The 24,581-nt window shown below is 28.9% G+C and carries 23 protein-coding genes; 15 read left to right on the top strand and 8 right to left on the bottom strand.

Annotated features, from left to right (window positions below):
- Position 1: 1 nt before the first annotated feature.
- Both J9309_RS12670 and J9309_RS12665 read left to right on the top strand, forming a co-directional pair.
- A complete protein-coding gene (locus J9309_RS12670; protein ID WP_230476250.1) occupies positions 2 to 1,096 on the top strand; it encodes a Nif3-like dinuclear metal center hexameric protein in 1,095 nt (364 codons plus the stop codon).
- Positions 1,097 to 1,098: 2 nt separating this feature from the next.
- Positions 1,099 to 1,884, top strand: a complete 786-nt coding sequence (locus J9309_RS12665; RefSeq protein WP_230476249.1) for a zinc ribbon domain-containing protein — start codon at positions 1,099 to 1,101, stop codon at positions 1,882 to 1,884.
- A 110-nt stretch (positions 1,885 to 1,994) separates the two neighbouring features.
- Here J9309_RS12665 and J9309_RS12660 read toward each other — a convergent pair whose 3' ends face one another.
- The gene (locus J9309_RS12660) at positions 1,995 to 3,323 is read right to left on the bottom strand and encodes an NAD(P)/FAD-dependent oxidoreductase (RefSeq protein WP_230476248.1); all 1,329 of its coding nucleotides are present in this window, start codon (positions 3,321 to 3,323) and stop codon (positions 1,995 to 1,997) included.
- A gap of 185 nt (positions 3,324 to 3,508) precedes the next feature.
- On the opposite strand from J9309_RS12660, the gene J9309_RS12655 reads away from it, so the two are divergent.
- The 10 genes from J9309_RS12655 to brnQ all read left to right on the top strand — a co-directional run bounded on the left by J9309_RS12655 (position 3,509) and on the right by brnQ (position 14,795).
- Positions 3,509 to 4,582 (top strand): NADH:flavin oxidoreductase/NADH oxidase, encoded by a 1,074-nt coding sequence (locus J9309_RS12655; protein WP_230476247.1) that lies wholly within the window; start codon positions 3,509 to 3,511, stop codon positions 4,580 to 4,582.
- A gap of 3 nt (positions 4,583 to 4,585) precedes the next feature.
- Entirely contained in the window at positions 4,586 to 4,975 is a 390-nt protein-coding gene (gene gloA2 / locus J9309_RS12650) for an SMU1112c/YaeR family gloxylase I-like metalloprotein (RefSeq protein ID WP_230476246.1), read from the top strand.
- Between the two features lie 8 nt (positions 4,976 to 4,983).
- Positions 4,984 to 6,147 (top strand): MFS transporter, encoded by a 1,164-nt coding sequence (locus tag J9309_RS12645; protein WP_230477877.1) that lies wholly within the window; start codon positions 4,984 to 4,986, stop codon positions 6,145 to 6,147.
- Positions 6,148 to 6,228: 81 nt separating this feature from the next.
- Positions 6,229 to 7,023 (top strand): LytR/AlgR family response regulator transcription factor, encoded by a 795-nt coding sequence (locus J9309_RS12640; RefSeq protein WP_230476245.1) that lies wholly within the window; start codon positions 6,229 to 6,231, stop codon positions 7,021 to 7,023.
- Entirely contained in the window at positions 7,010 to 10,036 is a 3,027-nt protein-coding gene (locus J9309_RS12635; RefSeq protein WP_230476244.1) for a sensor histidine kinase, read from the top strand. Before J9309_RS12640 ends, J9309_RS12635 begins: the two co-directional genes overlap by 14 nt.
- Before the next feature lie 312 nt (positions 10,037 to 10,348).
- Positions 10,349 to 10,963 (top strand): hypothetical protein, encoded by a 615-nt coding sequence (locus tag J9309_RS12630; protein WP_230476243.1) that lies wholly within the window; start codon positions 10,349 to 10,351, stop codon positions 10,961 to 10,963.
- A gap of 9 nt (positions 10,964 to 10,972) precedes the next feature.
- Complete coding sequence (locus J9309_RS12625) at positions 10,973 to 11,272, top strand: winged helix-turn-helix domain-containing protein (RefSeq protein ID WP_230476242.1); 300 nt, start codon at positions 10,973 to 10,975, stop codon at positions 11,270 to 11,272.
- 64 nt (positions 11,273 to 11,336) lie between these two features.
- On the top strand, positions 11,337 to 12,719 hold the full coding sequence (creD, locus tag J9309_RS12620; RefSeq protein ID WP_230476241.1) for a cell envelope integrity protein CreD: 1,383 nt from the start codon (positions 11,337 to 11,339) through the stop codon (positions 12,717 to 12,719).
- A 53-nt stretch (positions 12,720 to 12,772) separates the two neighbouring features.
- On the top strand, positions 12,773 to 13,321 hold the full coding sequence (locus tag J9309_RS12615) for a hypothetical protein (RefSeq protein ID WP_230476240.1): 549 nt from the start codon (positions 12,773 to 12,775) through the stop codon (positions 13,319 to 13,321).
- A 190-nt stretch (positions 13,322 to 13,511) separates the two neighbouring features.
- Positions 13,512 to 14,795 (top strand): branched-chain amino acid transport system II carrier protein, encoded by a 1,284-nt coding sequence (gene brnQ / locus J9309_RS12610; protein WP_230476239.1) that lies wholly within the window; start codon positions 13,512 to 13,514, stop codon positions 14,793 to 14,795.
- Positions 14,796 to 15,028: 233 nt separating this feature from the next.
- Here the strand turns inward: brnQ and J9309_RS12605 are convergent, their stop codons facing one another.
- The gene (locus tag J9309_RS12605) at positions 15,029 to 15,802 is read right to left on the bottom strand and encodes a tetratricopeptide repeat protein (RefSeq protein ID WP_230476238.1); all 774 of its coding nucleotides are present in this window, start codon (positions 15,800 to 15,802) and stop codon (positions 15,029 to 15,031) included.
- A 212-nt stretch (positions 15,803 to 16,014) separates the two neighbouring features.
- On the opposite strand from J9309_RS12605, the gene J9309_RS12600 reads away from it, so the two are divergent.
- A complete protein-coding gene (locus J9309_RS12600; RefSeq protein ID WP_230476237.1) occupies positions 16,015 to 17,400 on the top strand; it encodes a serine hydrolase in 1,386 nt (461 codons plus the stop codon).
- A 320-nt stretch (positions 17,401 to 17,720) separates the two neighbouring features.
- A complete protein-coding gene (locus J9309_RS12595) occupies positions 17,721 to 18,155 on the top strand; it encodes an FKBP-type peptidyl-prolyl cis-trans isomerase (RefSeq protein ID WP_230476236.1) in 435 nt (144 codons plus the stop codon).
- Positions 18,156 to 18,191: 36 nt separating this feature from the next.
- On the opposite strand, the gene J9309_RS12590 is transcribed toward J9309_RS12595, so the two are convergent.
- From J9309_RS12590 to J9309_RS12575, 4 genes are all read right to left on the bottom strand, one after another.
- A complete protein-coding gene (locus J9309_RS12590; RefSeq protein ID WP_230476235.1) occupies positions 18,192 to 19,865 on the bottom strand; it encodes a B12-binding domain-containing radical SAM protein in 1,674 nt (557 codons plus the stop codon).
- 44 nt (positions 19,866 to 19,909) lie between these two features.
- On the bottom strand, positions 19,910 to 20,617 hold the full coding sequence (locus J9309_RS12585) for a peptidylprolyl isomerase (RefSeq protein ID WP_230476234.1): 708 nt from the start codon (positions 20,615 to 20,617) through the stop codon (positions 19,910 to 19,912).
- A gap of 15 nt (positions 20,618 to 20,632) precedes the next feature.
- The gene (gene trhA / locus J9309_RS12580) at positions 20,633 to 21,277 is read right to left on the bottom strand and encodes a PAQR family membrane homeostasis protein TrhA (protein WP_230476233.1); all 645 of its coding nucleotides are present in this window, start codon (positions 21,275 to 21,277) and stop codon (positions 20,633 to 20,635) included.
- Between the two features lie 163 nt (positions 21,278 to 21,440).
- A complete protein-coding gene (locus J9309_RS12575) occupies positions 21,441 to 21,863 on the bottom strand; it encodes a PaaI family thioesterase (RefSeq protein WP_230476232.1) in 423 nt (140 codons plus the stop codon).
- A gap of 64 nt (positions 21,864 to 21,927) precedes the next feature.
- On the opposite strand from J9309_RS12575, the gene J9309_RS12570 reads away from it, so the two are divergent.
- Positions 21,928 to 23,193, top strand: coding sequence for an acetyl-CoA hydrolase/transferase family protein (locus J9309_RS12570; protein ID WP_230477876.1), 1,266 nt, complete (start codon positions 21,928 to 21,930; stop codon positions 23,191 to 23,193).
- A 31-nt stretch (positions 23,194 to 23,224) separates the two neighbouring features.
- On the opposite strand, the gene J9309_RS12565 is transcribed toward J9309_RS12570, so the two are convergent.
- Both J9309_RS12565 and J9309_RS12560 read right to left on the bottom strand, forming a co-directional pair.
- Positions 23,225 to 23,860: an NAD(P)H-dependent oxidoreductase gene (locus tag J9309_RS12565; protein WP_230476231.1), complete on the bottom strand. Its 636-nt coding sequence runs from the start codon at positions 23,858 to 23,860 to the stop codon at positions 23,225 to 23,227.
- A gap of 97 nt (positions 23,861 to 23,957) precedes the next feature.
- The gene (locus tag J9309_RS12560) at positions 23,958 to 24,539 is read right to left on the bottom strand and encodes a DUF6642 family protein (protein ID WP_230476230.1); all 582 of its coding nucleotides are present in this window, start codon (positions 24,537 to 24,539) and stop codon (positions 23,958 to 23,960) included.
- Positions 24,540 to 24,581 lie beyond the last annotated feature (42 nt).

The raw sequence follows: 24,581 nt of genomic DNA, 5'->3' as shown, positions 1-24,581 counted from the left end.
TATGAAAGTAAAAGATTTTACATCAGCTTTAGAAGAAATTGCTCCGCTAAATTATGCGGAAGATTTTGATAATGTTGGTTTATTAGTTGGTGATTATAACGATGAGGTAACAAAAGTTTTAGTTTGTTTAGATACAACTCCAGAAGTTGTTGAAGAAGCTAGGAGAGAAGGTGCGAATTTGATTATTAGTTTCCATCCAATAGTTTTTTCAGGATTAAAGAAATTGAATGGGAAAACCTACGTTGAACGTGCCGTTATTAACGCAATAAAATACGGAATAAATATATATGCAACTCATACAGCTTTAGATAATTCTTTCGATGGTGTAAATCGTGGAATTGTAAATCAATTAGGTTTATCTAATGCAAAAGTTTTGATACCAAAAAATGAAGTATTAAAACAATTAGTTACTTATGTGCCAACTGATTCTGCAGAAAAATTAAAATTAGCTTTATATGAAGCAGGAGCGGGGAAAATTGGTAATTATGATTCATGTGGATTTTTAGTTGATGGAATTGGAAATTTCAGACCATTGGAAGGTTCTGATCCTACGATAGGAAATATCGGATCGTTAACGGAAGTTCCAGAAACAAGAATAGAAATTGTAGTTCCACAACATTGTGAAGCTACAATTATGAAAGCTTTGTTTGATAACCATCCATACGAAGAAGTGGCTTATAGTCTTATCAATTTAGTCAATAAAAATCAGTACATCGGTTTAGGTATGATTGGTGAACTAGAATCTGAAATGGACGAAAAATCATTTATATCTTTTGTAAAGGAAAAAATGAACACTCCAGTTGTACGTCATTCTAATTTGTTAAATAAGCCAATTAAGAAAGTTGCCGTATTGGGTGGTTCGGGTGCTTTTGCAATAATAAATGCTTTAGCAGCAGGTGCTGACGCTTATATTACATCAGATTTAAAATATCATGAGTTTTTCTCGGCTGAAAACCAAATAGTTTTGATGGATATTGGGCATTATGAGTCAGAACAATTTACAATTAATTTAATTTCTTCGTATCTTAAAGAAAAATTTAGTAATTTTGTCATCTTTAATTCTGGAATTATTACCAATCCTGTTAATTATAGTTAACTATGTCTGAAACAAAAAATATTAAGGAAATGAGCGTTGAAGAAAAACTACGCGCATTATTTGATTTACAATTAATTGACTCACGTTTAGATGAAATCAGAAACACAAGAGGTGAATTACCTTTAGAAGTTGAAGATTTAAAAGATGACGTGATTCAAATGGAAACGAGAATTCAAAAAGTCGTTGAGGAAGCTAAAGGTTTGGAAGAAGAAATCAAATTAAAGAAAGAAGCAATTAAAAATGCTGAAGCTTTAATAAAAAAATATACTAAGCAACAAGATAATGTACGTAACAACCGTGAGTATGATGCCTTAGCTAAAGAGGTTGAGTACCAAGGATTGGAAATTGAATTAGCTGAGAAGAGAATTCGTGAGTTCACTATTAAAATTGAACAAAAGAATCACCAAATCAGTGAAGCAGAAATTAAATTAGCTGAAAAAAGAGAACATTTATCTCATAAACAAGCTGAGTTAGAAACTATTGTAAAAGATACTGAGAAAGAAGAAAATTTATTAATTAAATTATCTGCTGAGTATTCTGCAAATATCGAAAATCGTTTAATTCAAGCTTACAATAGAATTCGCGGATCTGTTAAAAATGGTTTAGCTGTTGTTCCAGTAGAGCGTGGAGCTTCTGCAGGTTCATTCTTTACTATTCCACCACAGCGTCAAATGGATATCGCTCAACGTAAAAAAATTATTACTGATGAGCATTCAGGACGTATTTTAGTTGACTTAGAATTAGCTGAAGAAGAAAGAGCAAAAATGGAAGTTATCCTTAAAGGGTAATCCTTAAAACTCTTACAAAATATAAACTCCTTAAAGTAAAATTTTAAGGAGTTTTTTGTTTTTAGTAATTATCACATTGCATAAGTAGATATAAAAAAAAAGAAGAAGCTTTAGGCTTCTTCATGTTTTTTACGATTCTTAGGGAATTTTCTATAATCCTTAATGTTGTGTTTGTAATCTTTCTTTGTAGGTCTTGTGATAATTCTTAAAGAAGTATCGTCAGTAAAGAAAGACTGCATCCAGTTCATAAAAATAAATAATTTGTTACGAACGCTTAAAATTAACATTAAGTGTAAGAACATCCAAGTAAACCAAGCTAAACGTCCTTGGAATGAGAATTGAGGTAAATCTACAACAGCTCTGTATTTTCCTACAGTTGCCATAGATCCTGGATCGTTATATTCAAAATCCACCCAGTTTTTTTCTTCAGTTCCATGTCCTAAGGCTATAAAGTTTTTAGCTAAATTTAAACCTTGGTTAATTGCTACGTTTGCTAATTGAGGGTGCCCGTTTGGATAATTAGGAGTCTCCATGTAAGAGATATCACCGATAGCAAAAATATTATCAGTCCCAACAACTTTGTTGTGTCTGTTTACAGTAATACGGTTACCTCTTTGAATAGCAGATTGATCAATTCCATCTAAAACATTTCCTGTAACACCAGCTCCCCAGATTACAGTTTTAGTTTTGATGCTACGACCATCAGCTAAAGAAATTACTTTACCATCGTAACCAGTTACACGTCCTTCTGTCCATACTTGTACACCTAATTCCTCTAAATATTGACGAGATTTTTGGTGAGACGCAGAAGACATTGGTCCTAATAAATTTGGTCCACCTTCAATTAAGAAGATGTTTAATCCTGAAAAATCAAAATCAGGATAATCTTTTGGAAGAATCTTAGTTTTCATCTCCGCAATTGCACCTGAAAGCTCAACACCAGTTGGGCCACCACCTACAACCACGATATTCATGATTTCTTCTAATTCTTCCGGTGATGCAGAATAAGCGCTCTCAAAGTTTGTTATTAATCTATTCTTAAGCGTAATTGCTTCGTCTGTAGATTTCATTGGGAAGGCTAATTCCTCAATTTGTTTATTACCAAAGAAATTTGTGGTACATCCATTGGCTAAAACAAGGTAATCGTAAGAAAAATCTCCGATTGTTGTTTCAATTTCGTTTTTATCTTTATTAATTCCTGTTACGTCAGCTAAACGAACTTGAACATTATTACTTCCCTGAAATACTTTACGTAATGGGAAAGAGATGTTACTAGGTTCAATCCTTGCAGTGGCAACCTGATAAAACAAAGGTTGAAATTGATGAAAGTTATAACGGTCTATAAGTGTAATAGAAAAGTTTGGGTTGTTTTTTAATTCTCTAGCTAATCTAAGGCCTGCAAATCCAGCACCTACGATGACAATCTTTTTCTTTTCCAAAATTCACTTTTTTTGTAAAATTACGAAGTTTATGAAGTATAATGCAACAAAATAGGTTAATTTTTACAAACATTTTAAATCGTTTATACTACTACTTTGATTGATAATGAGTTGTAGATCGCCTATATTTCGTGTTTTTTACGTGAATTTTTATTTATATTTTAGTTTACTAAACAATAAAAAAAATGTCATTACTTTTTGAGCCAATAGAAATAAATGAAAATCTAATTTTAAAGAATCGTCTTGTCATGTCTCCGATGTGTCAATATTCTGCTATAGATGGATTTCCAAATAGTTGGCATTATACACATTATGTAACTCGTGCAATAGGAGGTGTCGGTACAATAATACAAGAAGCAACAGCGGTTAGCCCAGAAGGAAGAATTTCTTACGGTGATTTAGGAATTTGGAAAGATGATCATATCGAGGCATACATTGATATGGTGGAAGAAATTAAAAAATATAATTGTGTTCCTGGTATTCAACTTGCACATGCTGGCCGAAAAGCGAGTTGCGGTAAACCATGGTTAGATTATCATCAAATAAAACCTAATGAAGTGCATGGATGGCAAACTTTTTCATCTTCAGAAATTCCATTTCATTTAAGTGATCATGCTCCAATAGCTTTAACTAAAGAAAGAATTGATAAGGTTATTAATGATTTCAGAAAAGCTGCTAAAAGAGCAATCAAAGCTGGATTTCAAATCTTAGAAATTCACGCGGCCCACGGATATTTAATACATCAATTCTTTTCACCTTTAATTAATAATAGAACTGATGAATATGGTGGAAGTTTTGAAAACAGAATTCGCTTGATTATAGAAATTGTAGAAGCAATTAAAACTGAAATCACATCAGAATCATTATGGATCAGAATCTCAGCTACAGATTGGGCTGAAGGTGGTTGGAATATCGAGGATTCTAAAAAGTTAGCTCTAATTTTACAAGAAAAAGGTGTTGATGTAATTGATGTTTCTACTGGAGGCGCAGTATCACATCAACAAATAAAAGTTGAAAAAGAATATCAAGTTTCATTTGCCAAAGCGATTAAAGAAGTTGCATCAATTAATATCGGAGCTGTTGGATTAATAGAATCTGGAACAGAAGCAGAAGCTATACTTCAAGATGATAAAGCAGATTTAATTTTCGTTGGTCGCGAATTATTACGAAATCCATATTTTCCACTTTTTGCTTCACTAGAAATAGGAGCTGAAGTAAAATGGCCCAATCAATACGAACGTGCGAAACCAAAACATTAAATAATGTTACAATTAAAAGACATTCATCATATTGCAATAATTTGTTCTGATTATGAAAAGTCCAAAAAATTTTACGTCGATATTTTAGGGTTCTCAATAATTCAAGAAGTTTACAGAGAAGCAAGGGATTCTTATAAATTAGATTTAGCTTTGCAGAATAAATATTGTATAGAATTATTTTCTTTTCCCAATACACCCGAAAGAGTTTCTCGACCTGAAGCAAGAGGTTTAAGGCATTTGGCTTTTTCGGTTGATAATTTAGAAGAAAATGTTGAATTCTTACAATCTAAAAATATAATGGTAGAACCTATTCGGGTGGACGAATTTACAGGTAAAAGATTTACTTTTTTTGAAGATCCAGACGGTTTACCATTAGAGCTGTACGAATTATAAGAGAAATGATACAAAAAAGTTTAGTTGCATTAGCGTTAGGAGGATTAGCCATCGGGATGACAGAATTCACTATGATGGGTGTGTTGGAGGATTTTGCAAAAGATTTAAATATTACAATACCGCAAGCAGGGAATTTTATTTCGATGTATGCATTAGGAGTTATGGTCGGTGCACCAACATTGATTATGGCGACGAGTAAATATTCACCTAAAAAAGTACTGATGTTCTTCATGGTACTTTTTGCTATTTTTAATGCACTATTTGTCATTGCCCCAAGTTATTACACTTTGTTAATTGCTCGATTTTTATCTGGTTTACCACACGGAGCCTTTTTCGGTGTAGGATCTGTAATTGCAAGTCAATTAGCAACAAAAGGTAAAGAAGCGCAAGCCATAGCTTTTATGTTTATGGGATTAACAGTTGCAAACTTAGTAGGAGTTCCGTTGGGAACATGGTTAGGACAAGCAATGTCATGGCGCTATACTTTTGCAATTATTGCAGCTTTAGGATTGGTAACTGTTTTAGTTGTTCAACTTTGGGTACCGAATGTTAAAAATTCAAATAAAGGAAGCATTTTAGATCAATTATCTTTCTTTAAGAAATGGCAAGCTTGGATGTTAATCGCAATGATTTCAATTGGTACTGCCGGTCTTTTTGCTTGGATTAGTTATATTTCTCCTTTAGTAACTGAAGTTGCTAAATTGAGTAAAGAAACCGTTCCTGTCATCATGATTTTAATCGGATTAGGAATGTTTGTAGGTAATTTAATTGGTGGAAAAGTAGCAGATTCATTATCGCCAAATAAAGCAACGATTATTTCATTTGCTGCAATGTCAATTTGTTTAGTTGTGGTTTATTTCACTTCCGAAATTCAAATTATGGCTTACATCATGTCGTTTATTACAGGTTTAATTGCATTTACAATTGGTTCTCCAATTCAAATGATGTTAATTAATAATGCGAGAGGTTCCGAAACGTTAGCAGCAGCAGCTGGTCAGGCAAGTTTTAACATCGGAAATGCATTAGGTGCTTATTTTGGAGGAATTCCTATCGCGATGAAGTTAGGTTTTAATTCTCAATTATGGGTTGGTGTTGTTATGGCTTTGATAGGAGCTTTAATAGCTTTCGCATTTTTGAAATTGAATCCGACAAAGCAAAAAATTAAATTTTAGCAAAGTTAAAATATTGAAGTTGTGCAAATTTGCACAACTTTTTACATTTAAATTAAATATATAATCAATCAAACTATTACCATGTACAAAGCAATTATAATCGACGATGAATATCATGCACAAGAAGGTTTAAAAAAATTGATTGCTCATACAGCTCCCAATTTTTTTTCTAATATTTTGGTGGCAGATTCTGTGAATCATGGGGTAGAGTTGATACGAGAATTTAAGCCTGATTTAGTGTTTTTGGATATTCATTTACCTAATGAATATGGTTTTAAACTATTTGATTATTTTGATGAAATCAACTTTGAGATAATATTTACAACCGCACATTCTAATTATGTTTTAGAAGCTGTAAATCAATGGGGTTGTTTAGGTTATTTAATGAAACCAATTTCAATCAGCGATTTAGAATTTGTATTAGATCGATTCAAAAACGTGTTAAATCAAAAGAAATCAAAAGAAAATTCTGATTCTTTAAATCCTAATTCTGAAGAATTTGAAGTTGTCAATGAAATTAAAACAACTTTAAATCAAGAAAATGGAATTTTACTTTTTTCTTCTGTTAATGAATTGAATTTCATTAAAATAGACGAGATTATTTATTGTAAAGCTTCAGATAATTATTGTGAAATTTATACCATTTCAAAGTCTTTTACAATTTCAAAGCCACTTAAGGAAATTGAAAAATCAATCAATAGAAATGTATTTGTCCGAGTTCATCGTTCCTATTTAGTTAATCTGGATTATGCTGTTCGATTGGATAAACGCAATAATATCTTAATTGTTCAAAATCCAAAATTAGATACAGCAAGTGAAATTTTAGTTCCTGTAACTGCTTCAGGTTTAAAGATTTTAGTCAATGCAATTTCTTAGACTTTTTATATTATCTATTTTCATTTTAACAGGAATAAATGTTAAAGCTCAATACATTGTATCTGAGAAATACATGGATGGAAATAGTTTAGATTCTAACGAGATTTTAGATATGTATATGGATTCCAGACAGTTTTTGTGGGTAACTACAAAGTATGGAATTTATATAAAAGACATGGGAAAATTTAAACTCTTAAAGAGATTTAAAGAGATTAAATTTAATAATGTTTATGACATTTTCGAGGATAAAAATAATAATATTTGGTTCGCAAGTTATGGTCATGGAGTGGCTCGTTTTGATGGATCTAAAGTTGTGCATTTAACCGAAAAAAATGGTTTAGTATCTGATTTAGTTTCTAAAATAATAACACACGATGGAAAAATTTATGCTGCTGGTGTTAATGGAATTTCGATCATAAATATGGATGATTTTTCCATCAAAAAAATAGAACAAAAATCTACAACTAAAAGAAATTTTCATGTTATTACCTTTTTCGAACTTGGTAAAAAATTATATGCATGTACCAAATATCATGGTGTTTTTGAAGTAACAGATAATGAGCTAAAATTTGTTTATGATTCTGGCGAAATTTTAAACTCTTATTCATACAGAAATAACGTAATTTTTTCTTCGATAAAGGGAATTAAAATTTTATCGAATACTGAATTTTTAAATAATGTTCCGAAAGAAAATAGTGTTGAACTTCCAATTATTTGGGACTATGAAAAAGTTGCCAATAATAAGATTTGGATGGTTACACACGATATTGTTTCTTCAGCGGGTGGAATCCTTGAATTTGATGGTACTTCGATGAAAAGTATCACGTCAGAATTAAATTTAGCTGACATTGTTCCTAATCGTATAGTTTACGATAAGTTTAATAATGTGGCTTATATTTCTACATTAAACCAAGGTTTGATGCGTTTTGTATTTAATACCCCTTATAAATATTATCCTACAGATCATTCTTCAGTCGAAAGTATCAAAGAGTTTCAGTCGAAAGAGTATTTAATTACTTCTAACGGTTTATATGTAAACGATGGTGATAAACCAAGAATCATAACTTCTAAAAATGAATTTTGGAAAAGTTATCAGAATAATAAAGAGAAGTTTAAGAAAATATTAAGTTCTAAACCAAAATTCTTTAGAGTAAATGAAAATCTAAGAGAATTTGATATGAAATTTTACCGTTTAGAAGTCGAAAATGGAAATCTTTGGGTAAACTCAAATATTGGTTTATTTAAGATTAATACTTTTGGTAAAATCTTGTCTTATTATCCTATTTACACTCAGTATTTTTCTTTTAATAATAATCAGTTAATCGAAGCTCAACCGAGTGGTGGGATGAAAATTTATCGAAATTTAGATCAAATCGATTACGATTATATTTCAGATGGTGGAAATAACATTCCTGATAATGTTGTTTCAATATCAAGAAACTCAAAAGCGATTTTTATCGGATCTGAATTTGGTGGGCTTTATAAATACGAGAATGGTGTTTTTACTTCATATTTTAGAAATAATCAGTTTAATGAAAAGAAAATTAAATTGGTTAAAGCTCTGGGAGAAGATAAATTAGCAGTCGCAACACAATTTGGAGATGTTTATATTATTAAAATTAATAAGGATAAACTTCACATCATAAGAAAAATTTCAAGCAAATCGATTGATTCGGTTAATATCAATTTTGTTGAAGAAGTTGATGGAAAATTAATAATCGGTTCATTTTCAAATATCGTTGTAGTAAACGGCGATAAATTTTATTATATAGACAAAGCGCAAGGAGTTAATTATAAAACACTTTCTGCTTCAGCTGTTAATCAAGGAAATATTTTAGTTGGAACTGATAATGGTTATTATCTTATCAATTTAGAAAGTGTTGCAAACATACAGCCCACGCAACCTAAAATTTCAATAACAGGTTTACAGATTAATAATCATAAGTTGGATCGAGATCAATTTTATTGGTTTGATTTAAAGAATAAAAATTTAAGTTTAACTCATGATCAGAATAATATTTTTATTGATTTTACGATTCTAAATCCTAAATATTCTACAAAATATAAATACAGATACAGGTTTAATAAAGAAGAGTGGAGCGAATATTTTACTGATGAAGTAATTCGTTTTAATTCTTTAAAAGCTGGTTCGTATGCAATAGAGTTGGAGATTACAAATTTAAGCGATGGTAATAAATCGATAATTCCGTTGATTGATTTAAAAATTTATCCACCATTTTATTTCAATCCATTTTTTTTAAGTGGTTTAAGTATACTTATCATTTTGTTATTTTTAAAATATTATCGCAACAAGATTCGAAGTATAAATGAAATTAACCAACTGAAAATTAAAAATATACAAGAAATAAAAGACGAGGAAAATAAACGTATTACCTTAGAAAAAAAGTTTTCAGAAGTAAGATTAATGGCTCTTCAAGGGCAAATGAATCCACATTTTATATTTAATATTTTAAACTCAATTCAATATTATATCATTGATAATGATGTGAATAATGCTTTGGAATCATTAAGTCAATTTGCAAAATTGATCCGAAAAATGCTTGAATTATCAAGTAAAAATGAAATTACTTTAAAACAAGAGATAAATTTCTTAGAACTGTATGTTAAAATTGAAAATTTCAGGTATAAAAATAAAATTGATTTTAAAATTGATATAAATCCTGATATTGATATTTATAACATTCACATTCCACCAATGCTGTTGCAACCACTTGTAGAAAATTGTTTCGTACACGCATTTAATCCATCTGTCGCAACTAATAAGATTAATATCTACATCACGAAATGCAGTAATTTCTTAGAAATTATAATCGAGGATAATGGAAAAGGAATGGAACAAAATAAAAACAAGGATAAATTTTACGAATCGAAAGGTTTAGGAATCATTAGAGAGCGTCTACAACTTTTCAATGGATCGAACGACGAATTTTTAAAATTTGAAACAAATTCGAATGGAACAAAAGCAATTTTAGCTCTCAAATTGTTTAATTAATGCTTGTTGTGAATAAATTCACCCAAGTTTTATTGTAATTCACCTTACGAAAATGCACTTTAACGAAAAGCGTTTAAAAACATTTTTATGCAATTACAAACTATTCTACATTTGCAGTAACAATATTAATAAAACAACCGTTCTTTTTACTAACCATAGAAGAACTACTATGAGAAATATGTTATGTTTCTAATTAACTTACTATCGTAACATTATAAGTTACAACCAACTGAAAAAGCTATGATTTTATCCTAGCTTTTTTTTTGTGTTATCAATTTTTTGTTTAACTTTGAATTTCAAAGCACTTTTATCATGAACGAAAATCCATTAGATAGTTTAAACGAAATCAAATCGATGATGCAAAAATCTTCAAAATTCACAAGTATTAGTGGATGGAGTGGAGTATGGGTTGGATTTATAGGTTTGCTATCTGCAGCCATAGCATATTTCATTATATTAGAAAGTAAGATGCAATTGTATTCGTTACAACCAGATGATAAAAGAGATTTGTATCTCGTTTTACTTGCTTTAATTACTTTAATTTTAGCTTTGGTTGGAGGTTTTTATTTCATGATAAAAAAGTCTTCAAAAGATAATATTACTTTTATAAATCCTACAACGAAGAGAATTCTAAAACGTTTTTTGTTTGTATTGATAATTGGAGGTTTCTTATGTTTAGCTCTTTATAAACACTTAAGTTTTGTCTATATAGCGCCAACAACTTTGTTGTTTTACGGTATGGCTTTGTTGAATGTAGAGCGTGATACTGTGACAGAAATTAGATATTTGGCTTATACAGAGATTTTTTTAGGTTTATTGGCTTTTATATTTATTGCCAACGGTTTAGCATTTTGGAGTGTAGGTTTTGGTTTAGTTCATATCATTTTTGGTGCGTGGATGGTGCGTAAATACGATTACAAATCTTAAATTTGCAATATGAATTTTGATTTAAATAAGTTAAATAAAGTCTTTGATAATCGTATTCGTGTCGGAATTATGAGTGCTTTGATTATGAATGAAGAAATTTCATTCAAAGATCTAAAAGAGTATTTAGAATTAACTGACGGGAACTTGGCTTCGCACCTAAAAAATTTAGAAGAAAACGAGTATATAACTGTACATAAAGGTTTTATTGGTCGTAAAACCAACACGACATACGCCATAACAGAACTTGGAAAATTTGCTTTTCAGGAGCATTTGGCGTATTTAGAAAAATTAATAAAAAACATGAAATAGTATATTTTTTTGTATTTAAACTTTGGAATTCAAAGCACTTTTAAAAACAAGTAATTCATAACTTATGGAAAATCAATTCGAAGAAGAAATTCAACAAGAAGTTGAAACTTCAAAATCTACAATGACTAAAGGATTAATAATTTTAGGATTAACATTATTGATGTTAATTCCGATTCCTTTCATTTTAAATTTAATTATAGAAAGGCAAGAATCGCAAGAGAATGTAATTAAAGAAATATCTACAAAGTGGAGTGGAAGTCAGGTTGTTTACGGGCCATTTTTACAAATAAAACACAATATAGTTGGTAAAGATGAAAAAGGAAAACAGACCATTTCTCAAGAAATTATTTATGTTTCTGCAAATGAAAATTGGATTGATGCAGATGTAAATAACACGATTAAAAGAAGGAATTTATATGATGTTGTTGTCTATAATTCCAAATTAAATTTAAAATCAAGCTTTCCTACTTTTGATAAAATAGTAGCTGAAGCGAACATCAAACCTGAAAATATAGTTGATACCAAATTGGTTTTTGCAATAAAAGATGAAAAAGGATTTAATAATAAAATAATCGCAAAAGCCGGAAATAAAAGTTATCCTTTAAACTTTGATGACCAAATTAAATTCAAATCTGGTGAAGTTGTAGTTGTAAACAACGGGTATGAATTAGAAATGCCAGAATCTAATAATGTAGATTTAAACTTTTTGAGTCGCTCAATCGATCCCAAAACATTCGATTATAATTCAGTTATTTTAAATATTGATATTAAAGGATCTAACAGTTTAAAATTTTTACCATCTGCGTTACATACAAATGTTAATTTATCTTCCAATTGGAAAGATCTAAAATTTGATGGTTATGTTTTACCTTCAGATTCATTAATTACCACAAATAACAAAACTACGGCTCAGTGGAAAGTGTATCAACAAAACCCGATGAATGGCCAATTTTGGAAAAATAATATTGATTTTGAAACGTATGCATTTGGTGTCGATTTCTTACAAATGAACGATCATTACGATAAAACGTACCGTTCAACGAAATATGCAATATTGTTTATCGGACTTACTTTTGTGGCATTTTTCTTCATAGAAAATAGAAATAAATTCAATATTCACATCGTGCAATATGCATTGGTTGGTTTTGCAATCTGTATCAATTTTGTCTTATTACTTTCAATTTCAGAATATTTAGGATTCGATTATGCTTATTTTATTTCTGCGTTTGCAACTTTAGGTTTAATCACGTTTTTTATCAATAGTTTCCTAAAATCTTGGAAATTAACCGTTCGCATCACAATGATTATTTTATTGCTTTATCTATTTATTTATAGTGTATTGCAATTAAAAGAACATGCATTATTAGTAGGAAGTATAGGTTTGTTTATTATCCTAGCAATCATTATGTATTACTCTAAGAATATAGAATGGATTTCAAAAAAATAACTCTAACTGAGTGTTTATTTGCAGTCATCGTTATAGGTTTTATACTTGTAACGATGACATTTTCAGCGCCATATTATAATGAAAATTATGATATTTCATTCGATTTTCAAATGTATAGTTTAAGTGCCTTTATTTTAACAACATCTATTTTTGTATTATTAATTCTGTATTATTTTAAAATAAATACTTTAAAAGAACTTCAATTTATCATCAATTTTAATTCATCCTATCATGTTTTAATATTGGTAAACATTAATATCTTATTTTTCGTTATAGCCTTTGTGTTTGATAATTTTATGCATAACAAAAATTGGTTAGATACGATTGAATTTTTTATTTTATTAGCACTTGTACCGTTTTTAATTGGAAATTTAGTCGCAGTTTTTTCGGTTGCTTTTATCAATTTTAATAGTCCAAAATTCTTTTCCATTGGAAAAATAACTTTAGAAAATTCTTTCGGGTTATTGTATTATTTATTCTGGAGTTTACTTTTTTTCGTTCTCACTTTTGTATTGGTTTATGAAGGCTATCCCTTAATCGGAGTTTCGATGATGATTTTTGGTTTGATTAAAGTCAATTTACTATCAAATTGTTCCTATTAGATTTAATTATTTAAAATTCTTCACGTTTTATTTAGTGATAATATTACTGTATTTATCAAATAATGACAAAAACGCAATTTTTTAAGAATCTTATGCAACTTTTTGCTATTAAGTTTAGTTATAGATTGAAATATTTATAATTTGCGACCGCATTATAACGAAAAAATAATAATCCAAAGTAGAATAGAGGATGGAGAAAAAGAAGTTAAATAATATCTTAACATTAGGTTTTGCACTTTTTGCAATGTTTTTTGGAGCCGGAAATTTATTGTTACCACCATTAATTGGGGTTCAAGTTGGTTCTAATTTTTTAATTGCAATGATCGCTTTTGGTTTAACAGGGATTTTATTGCCATTTACAGGAATTTTATCTGTCATTCAATCAGGTGATAATTTCAATGATTTAGGAAATAGAGTTAATAAATATATTGCTGCAATTTTGGGTACAATTATTATGATTTGTATTGGACCATTAATTGCAATTCCAAGAACTGCTGCAACTACTTTCGAGGTTGGTTTAAAACCTTTTTTTCCAGAATTAAATCCTTTTTGGGGTTCTTTAGCATTCTTTATTATAACATTAGTTTTAGCCATACGTCCATCTAAAGTTGTTGATGTAATCGGAAATTATTTAACTCCGATTCTGTTATTGTTATTAGCAATTTTGATTTTTGTTGGAATAGTAAATCCAGTGGAAACACTAGAAGTTTCTAAATTAACGATGATGGATTCGTTTTCATTAGGATTTATTGAAGGATACCAAACCTTAGATGTATTGGCTTCAGTTATATTTGCTGGTATAATTATTTCAGCTGCAAAAGCGAAAGGCTACAACGATACAAAAAGTAAAACTGAAGTAACTATTATTTCCGGAGCATTATCAGCGATATGCTTATTATTTGTTTACGGTGGATTAATTTATTTAGGAGCAACTTCGGGAGTTTCTGATTCTACAATCAAAAGATCTGACTTATTGATTCAGATTTCTACAAACTTACTAGGTCAATATGGTTTAATTGCAATAGCAGTATGTATGGCATTTGCGTGTTTAACAACAGCAATTTCTTTAACATCTGCAGTAGGTTCTTTCTTTAGCGAATTATTCAATAATAAAGTTAGTTATACAACAGTAGTTATCGCATGTACTGTAATCTCATTCGGATTATCGATCAAAGGAGTGGATGAAATTATCAATTTTGCATATCCACCATTAGCATTTATATACCCAATTGTCATAACGCTAGTTTTATATATTGTTTTATTTGGTAAAGTAATTAAAGACAAAGCACCATATATAGGAGCACTAATAGCATCTACAATAATTGGAACTTTAGGATTATTTAAATTATTAGGATTTTTTAGCGATGAAACAATTACAACTTTAAATAAAATACCATTTTTTGAATATGACTTAGGGTGGGTTTTACCATCAGTAATTGGATTTGGTTTAGGATTTTTATTCAGAAAAAAGTAATAATTATACAATTTAAAAAATAAAAAAGGGTTGAAGCTATTCAACCCTTTTTTTATAAACCAACCTAAAATACTATGAATTCAATAAAGCTTGTAATAACCTTACATCTGAATGAATTATTGTACTGCAAATTTATAGTTGATTAGTATTGTTTTAAATAAATCCTTAATGAATTTATTTATAATGGTAGTGATTTTATTTATAATCCTTTATTAATCAATGTTGTAGAATGATTAATTAAAGAAATTAGTAATTTTTTCTCTTAAACTATTTGCTTTAATAGTTTCATTTGTAGCGTCTAAAGCATCTGCATATTCAACTAAAAATTTCTTAATCTCTTCATCCTCTGGATTCGAAAAATTCTCTAAATATTGATTAAAACCAATCGGTTCGATAATTTCATCAACAGTTTCAATAACCTTTTTCATATCGTTCATTTTAAAGTATAAAGACGCAATTGTATGATTGATATAAAAACGATTAATATTCGCTTGTTCTTGATTTTCCTCGTTTTTGAAATAGGGATGATCTAAATATTGGTTGTAAGATTCAATAGCTTTATCATATTCATTTAATGCCTCGTAACAACGTCCAATGAAAAACTTAATTTCATGAAATTCATTAGCATCTAACTTAGAAAAGAAAGTAATAGATTCTTTAGGATTTACATAAAATTTGCGGTAGCCAATGATAAAATCTTCAACAAAATCAACATTTGTTTGCTCTAGCGCATATTCTAAAACTTTAGCAGATTGCTCTTCCGTTAATTGTCCGATAAATGCTTCCCAATAATTAACTAAAGTGTTGAAATCATAAGATAAATCTTCAACAAAAATTTGAGCTGCAGTACGTAAAAAATGTGATTGTAACTGATCGATTATCGTATGATCTTCATCTGTTAAATCAGAAGGATTATATAATAAAGTTTCGATAACTTCAGAAGCTGATTCTTCCGAATATTCGTTTAATAATTTTTTTAAAGCTGATGTTATATCAAATTCAGACATGGTCTAATGTTTTTAAAATGAACTGCAAATATACGTTATCTTAATTTTGTACGAATTGGATCTTCAAAAAGCAAGTTAATTAATTATATTCGTTTAATTATTTTATAAATTTTTACCTTAATTGAAATTTGAAAATGAATAAATTTACAAGTTGAAATATTACGATTTTCAAATTTTATTTGATTCAAGTATTATTTATAAATTATAATTTGATGAGATCAATCTTTGTATTACTATTTATAGTATTACCATTTTTTTCTTTTGCACAAAAAGAAAATCATCTTAAAGCATATCAAAATTTTAGAAAAGATTTTAATTCTAAAGATTTTAATGCAATTTATCAAAGTTTTACTCCTGCCATGCAAAAACATATGGCATACCAAGGATTAGAAAGATTTTTGATGGATTTAAGATTTAAAGCTGGACCAATCGAAACGTATGAATTTATAAAATATGAAGATGAAAAATTAGCTTCTTTTCGAAGTGATTTCAATATTAATTCGTACAAAATTGATATTTCAGTTGATAAAAATGATAGGATAAACGGTTTATTTGTTAATCCATATAATGGTCCAAAAAAGGCGCCAGTTGTAAATAGTCTTGCACATAAACAAAACAATGTAATTGAAGCTATTTTTTCTAAATCAAATCCAATTGTAGATTTAATTTATTCACATACAAAGTATCTTCCAAATAATTCTCAATTATCCATCGCTTTAATAAATAAAGATAAAACTGAATTTTTTGGCGTAAAAAAGGAAAATGACACCATAAATTCAATTGAAAATCAAAATAATAATTTTGAAATTGGTTCTATTTCACAAGTTTTGACTTCTTCCGTATTAGCTTCATTAGTAACAAATAATAAATTGAAATTATCAGATGAAATTAATCAATTCTACCCATTCGAATTTAAAGATAATCACAAAATTACTTTTCAGGAATTAGCAAATCACACTTCAGGTTTAGGTAAATTATCAATAGAAAATAAAGTTATAAATGATACGATTAATCCTACAAACTTGCATCAAGAAAAGCTGTATTATTATTTAAGAAATGATCTGAAGATTGATCATATTTCATCTAAATCTTATGTTAATTCAGATTTTGGAACAGAATTATTAAGCCTTAGTTTAGGCTTATCACAAAATTCAGCGTTTCAAAAATTATTTCAGGATAATATTTTATCTCGTTATCATATGACGAAAACAATTTTATCTAAAAATGGATTAAATTCTGAGTTGGCGAAAAATTCTAATGATTTAGTTCCTGATTTTAGCATTTTGTCAACGGTTGTTGATTTAGAAAAATTTATTCAAGCTCAATTCAATTCTTCAAACAAAGATTTAGCATTAACACAACACCCAACTTTTGAAGTAAATAAAAATAAGTCCATTGGTTTAGGATGGAATATTATGAAAAAAGGTAGGGATATTCTGTATTTAAATGATATTGGAACTGCTGGTAATTCTTCAAGCATAATTCTTAATGCTAATAAACAAACGGCAATTATTATACTTTCTAACGTTCCAATTTCTGATGAAAGAGCATCAAATATTCATGATTTAGCTGAAAAATTGGAAAAAATTAACAGATAAATATCTATATAAATCCATTTTAAAATGCTGAAAATGAATACTTCTGATTAAGTAAAATTTTAACCAAACTTACTCGTTAAACCTAATTTTATTCTGTTTATAATCATTTTAAAGAATATTTTCAACTATATTATTAACGTTTTATTAATAATACACATAGGTTAAAAGTAAATAATACTTCATAATTTTGCAAAACATTTTTAAAACTAAAACTTAGAGTTAAGATTTCTCCTCATCTGTTATTTTAACAGCATTAGAATTCCTTAACTCTTTTTTTGTGCCATATAGTTTGGTTTCCTAACTTTGAAAAAAATTATAAAATGGGTGTTGCAGAATTGTTATTTAAACGAAAACAAGAATTAATCGAAAAAAATAGATTAGAAGGAATTGCTTTTCGAGAAGAATTTGCCAAAGAAGAAAACGTTATTGTGTTGCCAAGTGGTTTGATGTACCAAGTTATTACAATGGGTGAAGGTCCAAAACCAACAATGGCAGATAAAGTTTTGTGTCATTATCACGGAACAAATATTCATGGAGAAGTATTTGATAGTTCAGTTCGTCGTAAAGTTCCTGCATCTTTTCCATTAGAAAATGTAATTAAAGGTTGGGCAGAAGGTGTACTTTTAATGCCTGTTGGAAGTAAATTTAAATTTGTTATTCCACCAGAAATTGGATACAAAGAACGCGAAATCTCAAAAGAATTAGGACCATATTCAACTATGGTTTTTGAAATTGATTTATTAGCTATATTATAAAATAAAAGCCAAAATCTATAGATTTTGGCTTTTGTTTTATGTAGGGATTTCTACTTTATAATTTTGTATTGATTCTATTTTTGGTAAAGTATTTCCAGGGTAATAGAGTGCAAACATTTCGTTTGATTCTATAATTTTTAAATCTGAATTCCAAACTTTCCAATCAAATGAAATTGGCAATAATACTAAACGATCTTTTGTTTCAATTTCGTTTGCCTCTTTAAAAATCTCTGTAGCTTTTTTATTCAATTCAAATTCAAACAAATCCTTTGGTTTAGACTTTTGATTGGTATAATAGTCGATCGCGATTAATTGTAACAATAATTCATCGTTGAAATTGGCTTTAGTATATTCTAAAATTGTTTCATAAATTTCAATGATTGTAAATTTATATGCGTGATTTCTTTCACCAAAATATTTACCTAATCCCATTAAATAATCGAAAATACTATAATTTTCAGAAACATATTTTAAGGTATTAAATGCTCTTGGTTTGTTCCAATAAATCTCTAAAGCATTTTCTAAATCTGTAATATCCTGTAATTCTTGTGCGCTTAAAAAATTACTTTCAATGATTTGATACGGTGGTTCTGGATCAAATTTGTAACCATAGTTTTCGTATTTTTCACGAACAGGAGTTCCTTTCAAAAACTTTAAAAAACCTAATTGTAATTCGGGTGGATACAATTTAAATGTAGATTCAAAACTAAATTTTAAATCTGAAATATATTCTAAAGGTAATCCTACAATCAAATCTAAATGCATTTCGATGCGCTCTTTTAATTGATGAATTACGTTAGAAGTTTTCTCGAAATTCTGTTTACGACTAACTTCTCTATTACTTTCTTGATTAACAGTTTGAATTCCAATTTCAAATCGAAATAATCCAGGAGGAACTTTCTCGTTGATAAATTTGATAATATCAGGATGCACAATGTCAGCGGTAATTTCGAATTGGAATACATTTCCAGGTTTATGATGATCTAAAATAAACTGGAATAATTCTATTGTGAAATCACGTTTAATATTAAAAGTTCGATCCAAAAATTTAATCGTTTTCCCATGTTCCATTAAATACAACAAATTTTGTTTAATGGTATCCATTGGTAAATAACGCATTTTGTTATCTAAACTGGCTAAACAAAATTCGCATTTATAAGGACATCCACGAGAAGTTTCGATGTAGCAAACTCTATTTATTAAAGTCGATGGATCATCGTATTGATAAGGATTTCTGCCTTTTAGATTTTGAATATCGAAGGTTACATTTTCTTTATTAAAGATAATTTTTCCCTCTTTTTTATAAACTAAATTAGGAACATTTTCAACAGTTGGATAATGCTCAACGAACTTTTCAAACGGAATTTCACCTTCACCAACAATTATATAATCTACACAATCTTGTGCAATTACATCATCGTATTCGTAACTAACTTCGGGTCCACCCAAAAGTATTTTTGTGTTAGGAGAAATTGATTTGATTCGTTTACAAACTTCTAAAGTTTGAGAAATATTCCAGATATAACAACTAAAACATACAATATCATATTTTGCACATTTCGTTGCGATTTCATCAAAATCTAATTTAATCGTAAATTCTTTCCAATCAATATTTCCACGCTTGTGGTTAAGATCATAAAGAATTCTAATCGCAAGATTTATGTGTATATATTTTGCGTTAAGAGTTGTTAATAATATTGAGGGTTGCATCAATTCTGAATTTAAGATGCAAAATTATAATAATTTAAATTAATTTAACGATGACCAAGCCCGACACTAGCAGAAATAGTAGTTTTTTTGATTTTTTTAGGTAAATTTTTCTTGATTTTGATGTCAAATATAATTGGTTCGATTGGAACATCGTTTTTATCTGTAGCTTTCTGACTTATTTTTAAGACATGATCTAAACCTTCCACAACTTCACCAAAAACTGTGTAATCATTATCCAATCGAGGTAAACCACCATTCTTTAAGTATTCTTCTCGTTGTTGAGAGGTGTATTTTATACCTTTTTTCTTTTCGAAAAGTTCTAAATCAATTGGATTTATTTTTTTTCCGACAACAAAATAAATTTGATTAAAATATGATCCTTTACTAGAATTATCATCACGACCCGCACCTAAAGCACCAATTTTGTGAAATGCCTTTGGATGAAATTCGGGATTTAATCTAATAGGTTTTACATTAGGATTTTTAGCTTCTTTTAATAAAATTGAATCATCTAATTCTCCACCTTGAATTACAAAATCTTTGATTACACGATTAAATTGAGCGTTTTTATAGGTTCCTTTTTTTATTTCAGTTAATATTAAATCTCGATGATTTGGAGTGAAATCATATAGCATTACGCTAAATTTTCCTTGATTAGTTTTGAACTTTAACGTGTAGGTTTGAGCTTGTATTTGAACACCAAATAGTAATACTAATATTGCAGAAATGAAGTAAGTGATTGAGAATTTCATTGTGATTCAAATAATTTATTCAACGTAATTTATTATGCTATAATAGTGGCAAAAAGTGCCTAGCAACACAAAAATATGAAATATTGCATGGTTGAATGGAATTTTTTTAATGCTATATAAAACGGCTCCAACAGTATAGGAAATACCTCCGGCAATTAGCCAGTTAATACCTTCAACTGAAATGTTTTTTTGCAAATCTGTAAACGAAAAAACAATCATCCAGCCCATTAATACATACATCAATGTAGAAATGATTTTTAATTTTCCGGTAAAAAATAATTTGATTATAATTCCGATTAGTGCGAACAGCCAAACGATTACAAATACATTAATACCTCCATCATTTATCAAAGAAATTAAAGTGTATGGCGTGTAACTACCAGCAATTAATATATAAATAGCGACGTGATCAAAAATTTTTAGTTTAAATCTTTTTTCAGGATTGGTAGCAGAATGGTAAAGGGTAGAAGCAAGGTATAACGTTATCATACTTAAACCAAATATGATAAAGCTTATAGTTGCCCATTTATTTTCGATTACGAGTGATTTTTTAACTAAAAAATATAATCCTATAACACTTAAAATTAAGCCTAATAAATGGCTATAAATATTTAACTTTTCTTCGTTTGGATTGTATGTATTTAGGCTTTCATTTTTCATATTACAAAAGTAAAGAAACATTATTCACCGAAGAAAATAACTAACAGTTTTTAATGATTAATAGTTAGAAACAATGATTCATTTTTATATTTGACTAAATTAAGAATGACGATTAAAACGTATTGATTTTTAGTGTTATAATAATTTATAATCATATAAAGATTTATTTAATTCGCATCATGGTAACTAACGAAGTTGCCACATGTTTTTCATTTGTTAAATCATCATTTACAGTAAAAATTTCTGTTCGTATCACACATATTTTTTTTCCACCTTTCACAACATAAGATTTAGACAATAAATTATCGCCTAAAGCTGCGTTTAGGAAATTTACTTTTAATTCTACCGTAACAACATAACAATCATCTTCGTAATTACTCACTGCAGCATAGCCTGAAGAAACATCGACCAATGACGATATTGTAGCACCGTTAAACATACCGTGTTTACGCGTCATAAGCGATTGTTTTGGAATTTTTATTGAAATAAATCCAGTTTTAGATTCAATTAATGAAGCATTATAAAATTTTAATGTTTCTGATCTGTTGAAACTTTCTTCAATTAATTTTCTTTTTTCAGGTGTCATAATTTGATTTATACTAATTGTTTTGCAAGAATAAATTAATTTTGTGAAAACAACTCAAGAAAAGATGACTTTTATAACTGCTCAAGAAGCTGTAAAAGCTGTACAATCTGGCGATAGAGTTTATGTACATGCTGCATCTATGACGCCAACTATTTTAACAGATGCATTAACTGATCGTGCTTCTGAATTATCTAATGTTGAAATGTGTCATATCCATACTTATGGTGTGGCAAAATATGCTGATATCCAATACAAAGACTCGTTTTTTGTCAATTCGTTGTTTGTGGGCGCAAATGTAAGACACACAATTAAACAAGGAAATGGATCTTATACTCCAATATTTTTGGGGTCGATGCCAAAGGCAATTTTAAACGGTGATTTAAAAGTTGATGTATTATTAATCCAAGTTACCGAACCAGATGAACACGGTTATTGTTCATTGGGAACATCAATAGAAAATATACATGCAGCTGCAGAAACTGCTCGTGTGATTATTGCTCAAGTTAATAAATATGTACCTCGTACTTTTGGTGATTCATATATCCATGCATCAAAAATTAATTATTTTGTTGAAAATCACACTCCTTTGTACGCTTTTGCAATGCCAGATTCTACAAAAGATGAAATTACAATTGGGAATTATATTGCAGAATTAATTGAAGATAAAAGTTGTTTGCAAATGGGAATTGGATCTATTCCGAATGCGGTATTGGCAAATTTAACGAATCATAAAGGTTTAGGAATACATACTGAAATGTTTTCTGACGGTATTATTCCTTTGGTAAAATCAGGTGTTATAACAGGTGAACATAAAGGTATTTTAAAAGGAAAAATTGTTTCAACCTTTGCCGATGGATCACAGGAATTATACGATTTTATTAATCAAAATCCTGTGATTGAAATGAAACCAACTTCATTTTCTAATGATCCTTATAAAATTGCAAAAAATAATCGCTTAATTTCTATCAATTCAGCAATTGAGGTTGATGTAACTGGACAAGTCTGTGCTGATTCTATCGGAACAAATGTTTTTTCAGGAGTTGGAGGACAAATTGATTTTATAACTGGAGCATCTATGAGTAAAGGAGGGAAGTCAATTCTTGCATTAACTTCAACTACGAATAAAGGTGTAAATAAAATTGTACCAAGCTTAAAGCAAGGTGCAGGCGTTGTAACTTCACGTGCTCATGTCGATTATATTATAACAGAATTCGGCGTAGCAAAACTGTCGGGAAAACATATCAGAGATCGTGTAAAGGCAATGGTAGAAATTGCTCACCCAGATTTTAGAGAATCAATTGAAAGAGAATATTTTGAATCTATTAAATAATAAAAAACCGATGATTATTCATCGGTTTTTTTTATTTGATTTCTATTGCAAATTCTTCCATTGGAATACGAACTTTTTTCAAATTTGCATTCCAATCATTTTCCATATCTCTATAACCTATAGGTAACATCAAAACGCTTTTTAAACCTTTCGATTTTAAATCTAAAATTTCATCAACTTTATCATTTTCAAAACCTTCCATAGGTGTAGCATCTATTTTTAACTCTGCAGCTTGCGCTATTGACATTGCCATACCAATGTAAGCTTGTTTAGCTGTGTGTGAAAAATTTTCTTCTATTGATTGTGATAATAATACACGTTTTAATTTTTCTGTATAAGAGCTAAATTGTCCACGAGGTAATTCTCTAACGTCTGTAGAAAAATCAGCGGCATTATCTATAAGATCTTCGGTATATTTTTCCCAAGAAGCAAAGACTAACAAATGCGAGCAATCTTTTACAATTTCTTGTCCAAATGATACTTCAACTAATTTATCTTTAATTGTCTGATTAGATATTACAAGAACACGAAATTGTTGTAAACCTGAAGAAGTTGGTGCTAAACGTGCAGCTTCTACAATTTTTTGAACATCAGTTTCATTTACTTTTAGAGATGAATCATATTTTTTTGTGGCATATCTCCACTGTAAATTATCTATTAATGACATTTATAATCTAATTTGTTTGCAAATTTAAGGTAAATTAAACCAACGATTAATTGATTTATGTCAATTAACAAATTGTAATGAAATGATTTTTATTAAATTAATAATATAGTCTAAAACCCATTTTAACGCACAAATTATAATGTTTTTCGAATAAATTTTCAACCAATTCTACAGGATCATAAAATTCTTTCGCAAATTCAAAAAAATGTTGATCCAAAATTGTGCTTAATATCGGAGCTTCATTTACATAACCAGATACAGCTTTTGCACCTGTAACGTCTAAAAAATATTGAAATGTATCATCCTCAAGATCTAAACATTTGGTGTTAGAAAAATGGATGATTTTGTCAGTCAATCGACCCTGAAATAATTCAGAAATTTCCTCTAAAGAATAATAATATCCATCAATTTCGATGTTGTGATTTTGTCCATTAAAAACCAGATAAATGATTTGATATTCCCTAAAATATCGATCATGAAACAATAAATTTGAGATGCTTTCTTCAAAACCTTCAAAACTATCACAAGCCTGATAAACATTCGTAATTCCTTTATTTAGAGCTAAATGTTCTAAAAAAGGATATAATTTTGATTTTTCTTCATCCTCAATGTCTTTAACGCCTTCGAGGCAAAATATTTTAAAGTCATCAAATTCTTCATCATATAATTTCAAATCCATAATCTGTTTTCAACAAATTTAAAGATTCAGGATTAAATACTT

The organism is Faecalibacter bovis (assembly GCF_017948305.1).
Classification (GTDB): Bacteria; Bacteroidota; Bacteroidia; order Flavobacteriales; family Weeksellaceae; genus Empedobacter; species Empedobacter bovis.
The sequence above is the reverse complement of the archived record's forward strand: the minus strand, read 5'-3'. Positions and strand labels throughout refer to the sequence as shown.